Origin of the sequence: Lachnoclostridium sp. MSJ-17 (assembly GCF_018918205.1) — a bacterium.
GTDB lineage: Bacteria > Bacillota > Clostridia > Oscillospirales > Acutalibacteraceae > Ruminococcoides.
This window is the reverse complement of sequence record NZ_JAHLQB010000092.1, coordinates 1-4,606: the sequence shown is the minus strand read 5'-3', so window position 1 is coordinate 4,606 and position 4,606 is coordinate 1. Positions and strand designations below refer to the sequence as shown.

General features: G+C 51.9%; 9 protein-coding genes. All 9 read left to right on the top strand.

All coding sequences use genetic code 11. The features are described from left to right. Nucleotides 1-390: 390 nt before the first annotated feature. Nucleotides 391-702, top strand: coding sequence for a 30S ribosomal protein S10 (gene rpsJ / locus KQI64_RS08060; RefSeq protein WP_092965937.1), 312 nt, complete (start codon nt 391-393; stop codon nt 700-702). Between the two features lie 174 nt (nt 703-876). Continuing rightward, nucleotides 877-1,509: a 50S ribosomal protein L3 gene (gene rplC, locus KQI64_RS08055; protein ID WP_216524181.1), complete on the top strand. Its 633-nt coding sequence runs from the start codon at nt 877-879 to the stop codon at nt 1,507-1,509. 17 nt (nt 1,510-1,526) lie between these two features. Beyond that, nucleotides 1,527-2,150 (top strand): 50S ribosomal protein L4, encoded by a 624-nt coding sequence (gene rplD / locus KQI64_RS08050; RefSeq protein ID WP_216524180.1) that lies wholly within the window; start codon nt 1,527-1,529, stop codon nt 2,148-2,150. Then, a complete protein-coding gene (gene rplW, locus KQI64_RS08045; RefSeq protein ID WP_216524179.1) occupies nt 2,147-2,440 on the top strand; it encodes a 50S ribosomal protein L23 in 294 nt (97 codons plus the stop codon). Before rplD ends, rplW begins: the two co-directional genes overlap by 4 nt. 34 nt (nt 2,441-2,474) lie before the next feature. After that, nucleotides 2,475-2,636 carry a hypothetical protein gene (locus KQI64_RS08040; protein WP_216524178.1) on the top strand — a complete coding sequence of 54 codons (162 nt, stop codon included), beginning with the start codon at nt 2,475-2,477 and terminating at the stop codon, nt 2,634-2,636. Continuing rightward, nucleotides 2,626-3,459 (top strand): 50S ribosomal protein L2, encoded by an 834-nt coding sequence (gene rplB / locus KQI64_RS08035; RefSeq protein ID WP_216524177.1) that lies wholly within the window; start codon nt 2,626-2,628, stop codon nt 3,457-3,459. The genes KQI64_RS08040 and rplB overlap by 11 nt, the downstream gene beginning before the upstream one ends. 21 nt (nt 3,460-3,480) lie before the next feature. Next, on the top strand, nt 3,481-3,753 hold the full coding sequence (gene rpsS, locus KQI64_RS08030) for a 30S ribosomal protein S19 (protein ID WP_092965927.1): 273 nt from the start codon (nt 3,481-3,483) through the stop codon (nt 3,751-3,753). A gap of 20 nt (nt 3,754-3,773) precedes the next feature. Further along, on the top strand, nt 3,774-4,112 hold the full coding sequence (gene rplV / locus KQI64_RS08025; RefSeq protein WP_186833777.1) for a 50S ribosomal protein L22: 339 nt from the start codon (nt 3,774-3,776) through the stop codon (nt 4,110-4,112). A gap of 15 nt (nt 4,113-4,127) precedes the next feature. Then, nucleotides 4,128-4,606, top strand: a 479-nt coding sequence (gene rpsC / locus KQI64_RS08020; protein ID WP_216524176.1) for a 30S ribosomal protein S3, incomplete at its 3' end; no start/stop codon positions are given.

The window sequence follows — 4,606 nt, the reverse complement described above, 5'->3', positions numbered from 1 at the left end:
CTTGAATGCGCTATAATAACACTTGCGTGACTGCACACTGATATGCGATGAAGCGGGAGGTTGCGGCTGAAAGATGCCGGTTTTTCCGTGGAGTATGTCCGATTTTAAACCGGGCGATTACAATGAAACAAGAGTATTTTGCGGCAAGTGGGTTGCTTTGCCATAACTATGCTCTTTTTGCGTTCAGATGTACGCCGATGAACTGAATAGTGAGTCGGTTTTTTTCATGCGGGGTGAGGAAACACCCGGGTGAGTTTCTGGAATCTGAGCGCGATCAGCCCGCCTGACAGAGCGCCGGAAGTAACGCGTCCGACGCAAAGAAGTGCCGCGGGTTTGCCATATAACCCAAACGGCAGACCAACGCACATAAAATTTTAAGGAGGCGACGATATGGCAGTCAAGGAAAAAATCAGGATAAGATTAAAGGGTTACGATCACTCTCTCGTCGATCAGAGCGCTGAGAGAATCGTTGCTACGGCAAAGCGCACAGGCGCGAGAGTTTCAGGTCCCGTACCGCTCCCCACCGAGAAGCAGATTGTTACAATCCTTCGCGCGGTACACAAGTACAAGGACAGCCGTGAGCAGTTCGAAATCAGAACCCACAAGCGTCTTATCGACATCTTAAGACCGTCAAACAAGACAGTCGAGGCTCTTATGAGCTTAGAGCTCCCTGCCGGCGTTGATATTGAGATCAAGCTTTAATCGATTCATCCCATAAATCGTAGCGACAGCCCTCGTGGCTGTCAAGGGCAACCACAAGGGTCGCCCCTACGTGAAAAGGATATTGAAAGCTGCGAATCAAAATATACCAACCTACAAGCAGACAGGGTCATGTTGGCACAGCCAACCAATAACCTATAAGGAGGATAAATTCTTATGCAGAAAGCAATCATCGGCAAGAAAATCGGCATGACACAGATTTTCGATGAAAAGGGAAGAGTTGTTCCCGTAACTGTTGTTGAGGCAGGCCCCTGCGTGGTAACCACCAAAAAGACAGTTGAAAACGACGGCTACGCGTCCGTACAGCTCGGATTCGGCGATCTCAAGCCCCACAAGGTCAACAAGCCCATGAAGGGTTTCTTTGACAAGAACGGCGTAGCACCCAAGAGAATTCTCAAAGAGTTCCGCTTTGAGGACACCGACGCTTTTGAAATCGGTCAGCTCGTTAAGGCGGACGTATTCACCCCCGGCGACAAGATTGACGTAACCGGCAAGAGCAAGGGTAAAGGTACCGCGGGCGTTATCAAGAGATGGAACTTCCACCGTCTCAAGGAAAGCCACGGCACAGGTCCCTGCGTACGTCACGGCGGCTCGATCGGCGCTTGCTCCTCTCCCTCAAGAGTTTGGAAGGGCAAGAAGATGGCGGGTCACCTCGGCTCGGAGCAGGTAACGGTTCAGAACCTCACAGTAGTTAAGGTTGACGCTGAAAACAACCTCATCGCTGTAAAGGGCGCTGTTCCCGGCTCCAACAAAGGAATCGTTGTTCTCAAAGATTCCGTGAAGGCGTAAAGGAAGGGGGATTATAAATGCCTAGTATTACAGTTGTAAATATGGAAGGCAGCAGCGTCGGCACCATCGACCTCGCTGAGTCCGTATTCGGTATTGAGCCCAACGCCGCTGTTATGCACCAGATGGTAGTCAACTACCTCGCTGCTCAGCGTCAGGGCACACAGTCTGCTCTCACAAGATCAGAGGTTTCCGGCGGCGGCAAAAAGCCCTGGAGACAGAAGGGCACAGGCCGCGCAAGACAGGGCTCCACAAGAGCTCCCCAGTGGACACACGGCGGCATCGTGTTCGCTCCCAAGCCCAGAAGCTATCGCTTCACCGTCAACAAGAAGGTAAGACGTCTCGCTATGAAGTCCGCTTTCTCGACCAAGGCTGCGGAGAACAACATCGTCGTTGTTGATTCAATCGCAACAGGCGAGTACAAGACAAAGAAAATTGCTGCAATGCTCAACGCTATCGGCGTAGAAAAGAAGGCGCTCATCGTTCTTCCCGAGGTTGACAGCATGGTAATCAAGTCCGCTTCAAATATCCCCGGCGTTAAGACCGCTCAGGTCAACGAGCTCAACGTTTATGATATTCTCAACGCTGACAAGCTCGTCATCGCCAAGGACGCGGTAAGCAAGATCGAGGAGGTATACGCATGATCGCTCACGATATTATTGTACGCCCGATCATCACCGAAAAGAGCATGCTCGGCGCGGTAAATAAGGTATATACCTTTGAAGTTGCTAAGACAGCGAACAAAATCGAAATCGCGAAGGCGTGCGAGGCAGTCTTTAAGGTAAAGGTTGCAAAGGTTAACACCGTCTCAGTCCGCGGCAGATTCCGCCGTCAGGGCAGAAACAACGGCGGCTACACCAAGAGCTGGAAGAAAGCTATCATCACCTTGACCGAGGACAGCAAGCCTATCGAATTTTTTGAAGGCATGATGTAATGTCACATTAAGACATTGTCCGGAGGTTCCGCTCATGCGGAGCTTGCATGTAGTGACAGCCCTTGCGGCTGTCAGGGCGACCGCGAGGGTCGCCGCTACGGATATCACACAGGCTCCTGCGGACACGGACGAAGTTATGGGAAAAGCCATTTCCCGCAAAACCATCATGAGGAGAGTGAAAACTAATGGCAATTAAGGTTTACAAGCCGACTATCAACTCCAGAAGAAATATGTCGGTTATTGATTATTCAGGACTTTCAAAGGTTGCCCCCGAAAAGAGCTTGCTTGCTCCCCTTAACAAGAAGGCAGGACGTAACAGCTACGGCAGAATCACCGTTCGTCACAGAGGCGGCGGCAACAGAAGAAAGTATCGTATCATCGACTTCAAGCGCAATAAGTTTGACGTTGAGGGTATCGTTAAGACTATCGAGTACGATCCCAACCGCTCCGCGTTCATCGCGCTGGTTGAGTACGCTGACGGCGACAAGGCATATATCCTTGCTCCCGAGGGACTTAAGATCGGCTACAAGATCGTAGCCGGACCCAACGCCGACATCAAGATCGGCAACGCGCTTCCCCTTACCTCTATCCCCGTCGGTACATTCGTACACAACATCGAGCTCTATCCCGGCAGAGGCGCTCAGCTCGCCCGTTCAGCCGGCAACATGGCTCAGCTCATGGCAAGAGAGAACGGCTACGCACTTCTCAGACTTCCCTCCAACGAGCTGAGAAACGTTCCCGAGACCTGCATGGCGACAATCGGCCAGGTTTCCAACCCCGACCACTTCAACGTGAAGATCGGTAAGGCGGGCAGAAAGAGAAACATGGGCTGGCGTCCCACAGTGCGCGGTTCCGTTATGAACCCGAACGACCACCCGCACGGCGGTGGTGAGGGTAAATCCCCCGTCGGCCGTCCCGGACCTGTTACCCCGTGGGGTAAGCCCGCTCTCGGCTACAAGACACGTAAGCACAACAAGCAGAGCGACAAGCTTATCGTTCGCAGAAGAAACGGTAAGTAAGGGCAGAAAGGAGCTTAATCAATGAGTAGAAGTACTAAAAAGGGTCCTTTTGTTCAGCCTGTACTGCTCAAAAGAGTCCTTGAAATGAACGAAAAGGGCGAGAAGAGAATCCTCAAGACATGGTCCAGAAGTTCTACTATCTTCCCCGAATTCGTCGGTCATACATTTGCGGTTCACGACGGCCGCAAGCACGTTCCGGTATATGTAACTGAGGATATGGTTGGTCACAAGCTCGGCGAGTTTGCGCCCACAAGAACCTTTAAGGGTCACGCCGGTTCAAAGACCAGCAAATAAGCGGAAGGAGAGTTTTGCAAATGGAAGCTAAGGCAATTGCGAAGTTTGTTCGCGTTTCACCCCGCAAGGTTGGCGTTGTTCTTGATCTCATCAGAGGCAAGGACGTCAAGTACGCGGAAGCTGTTCTCAAGCACACTCCCAAGGCCGCTTGCGAGCCGCTCTTGAAGCTGCTCAAATCAGCTATGGCTAACGCTGAGAACAACCATGATATGGATGTATCCAGGCTCTACGTTGCGGAGTGCAACGCAACAGCCGGCCCCATCCTTAAGAGAATTCGTCCCAGAGCACAGGGCAGAGCGTTCCGCATCAACAAGAGAACTTCTCACATCACCCTTGTACTCAAGGAAAAAGAAGACTAAGGGGAGGTTTAGATTATGGGTCAGAAAGTTAATCCGCACGGACTGCGTGTGGGCGTTATCAAAGATTGGGATTCCCGTTGGTACGCAAGCAAGAAGGACTTCGGCGCTACTCTTGCCGAGGACTACAAGCTTCGTCAGACGCTCAAAAAGCAGCTCTACAACTTCGGTATCTCTAAGATTGAGATCGAGAGAGACGGCAAGAAGGTAAGAATCAGCATCCATACCGCCAAGCCCGGTCTTGTAATCGGCAAGGGCGGCGCTGAGATTGAGAAGCTCAAGGCTCAGTGCGAAAAGATGCTCAACAAGCCCGTCAATATCAATATTGTTGAGGTCAAGGCTCCCGAGCTCGACGCTCAGCTCACTGCCGAGAGCATTGCTCAGCAGCTCGAAAAGAGAATTTCCTTCCGCCGCGCTATGAAGCAGAGCATCGGCAACGCGATGCGCAGAGGCGCGAAGGGTATCAAGATCATGTGCTCAGGCCGTCTCGGCGGCGC

What these genes read in the sequence shown, in the direction of transcription:
- rplV (WP_186833777.1), top strand. Translation starts at nt 3,774, where the DNA reads ATGGAAGCTAAGGCAATTGCGAAGTTTGTTCGCGTTTCACCCCGCAAG.
- rplD (WP_216524180.1), top strand. Translation starts at nt 1,527, where the DNA reads ATGCCTAGTATTACAGTTGTAAATATGGAAGGCAGCAGCGTCGGCACC.
- rplC (WP_216524181.1), top strand. Translation starts at nt 877, where the DNA reads ATGCAGAAAGCAATCATCGGCAAGAAAATCGGCATGACACAGATTTTC.
- rpsJ (WP_092965937.1), top strand. Translation starts at nt 391, where the DNA reads ATGGCAGTCAAGGAAAAAATCAGGATAAGATTAAAGGGTTACGATCAC.
- rpsS (WP_092965927.1), top strand. Translation starts at nt 3,481, where the DNA reads ATGAGTAGAAGTACTAAAAAGGGTCCTTTTGTTCAGCCTGTACTGCTC.
- KQI64_RS08040 (WP_216524178.1), top strand. Translation starts at nt 2,475, where the DNA reads ATGCGGAGCTTGCATGTAGTGACAGCCCTTGCGGCTGTCAGGGCGACC.
- rplB (WP_216524177.1), top strand. Translation starts at nt 2,626, where the DNA reads ATGGCAATTAAGGTTTACAAGCCGACTATCAACTCCAGAAGAAATATG.
- rplW (WP_216524179.1), top strand. Translation starts at nt 2,147, where the DNA reads ATGATCGCTCACGATATTATTGTACGCCCGATCATCACCGAAAAGAGC.